Source organism: Eggerthella sp. (assembly GCF_048329335.1).
Classification (GTDB): domain Bacteria; phylum Actinomycetota; class Coriobacteriia; order Coriobacteriales; family Eggerthellaceae; genus Eggerthella; species Eggerthella lenta.
On record NZ_DBFEGU010000291.1, the window covers coordinates 1 to 1,358 of the forward strand.

The window sequence follows — 1,358 nt, forward strand, 5'->3', positions numbered from 1 at the left end:
ATCGTGCAGCACGCCATCCTCGTTGCGCGCGCCGAACGCGAACGCGCGGCCGTCGCTGAGCACGAACATGGTGGCGCCCACCAGCAGCGCGATGGACACGACCGCCACCTGGTCGAGCGAGAACACCCCGGCCGCCATGCCGGACTCCACCAGCACGAGCGTCACCACGCCCAGCAGATCGCCCAAGTGCACGAAGATCCATCCCAAACCGTACGACTGCACGGGCGTGGCCGCGCCCTGCACAGCGTAGCGCGCGAAATACATCTGCGTGATCAGGCAGAACGCGAAGCGCGCGGCGATGGCCACCACGTAGGCGACGTACGCGCCCGCGGTTTCCCCCAGCACGATGAACGCCGCGAAGCCCACCACGAGCGTCGGGCACATCCATCGGTACAGAAACGACAGCGACACCCGACGCGGCCCCGCCGTGGCCGAAAGACCCACCATCAGCATGAACGCGATGCTCACCACGAGCGCCACCTGGGCGGCCGTCGCATCCTGCCCTGACGACCCCGACCAGAACGACCCCTCCACGCACACGAACAGGCACGCCGCGAGGATGCCGAACCCGGCGCGCCCCATCGACTTCAGCACGCGCGGCAGCCCCTTCCGCGCGCTGTCGTGAGCCTCGGCGAACGCGCGCTGCTCGGCGGCGCCCCGGTACTCGGCGGTCGCGTCGCGCCCTTGCGCATCCCGCCACGACAGCAGCAGGCACAAGCCCGACATCAGGGGAAACGCCGTCACCACCACGAGCGCCATCCATCCCTGCATCGCCGACACCACCAGCACCAGAACGGCGGCCGCCACAGCCGACGACGGCGCGAGAAACTCCACTTCCTCCTGCGTCACCTTCGCGTAGTACTCGCCCCACATCACCCACATGAAGCCGCTGCCAAATCCCGTGAGCACCGCACCTATCACGAACAGCGCAGCCGTCGCGCCGAAATCGGGCAGCTCACAGAACAGCAGCGGCGTGGAAACCGCGGTGGCCAGCGGCGCGATCCAGAACAGCGCCGCATGCTGGGCGGGCGAGCCCAGCCGCTTCTCCAACACCACGATGAGCACGAGCATGACCACCGACATGGACACCGGCAGCCCCGTGAAGAACAGATCCCAGCCCGCACCAACCGCCAACGTCGAGGCCTTCGCGCCCGTGTAGCCGCTCACCGCGTTGGTGTAGAACACGCAGAACACCCAGGCCAGCAGAAACGCCCAGCCCAAGCGCCGCAGCGGCGCGAACCGCTCGACCGCCGCCAGCACGGCCCGCTCGCGATCGCGCTGCGCGCTCGTCGTCTTCCCGGTCATCCGCCCGTCCCTTCCACCGTCATCCCATTCGGCCATTTGTACCACAGGAAGCC

General features: G+C 68.5%; 1 protein-coding gene. It reads right to left on the reverse strand.

Annotation, left to right across the window (positions count from 1 at the left end; genetic code table 11):
• Positions 1-1,305 (reverse strand): LuxR family transcriptional regulator (locus tag ACMO6A_RS09335; protein WP_418471141.1); only part of this gene is annotated, 1,305 nt, incomplete at its 3' end.
• Positions 1,306-1,358 lie beyond the last annotated feature (53 nt).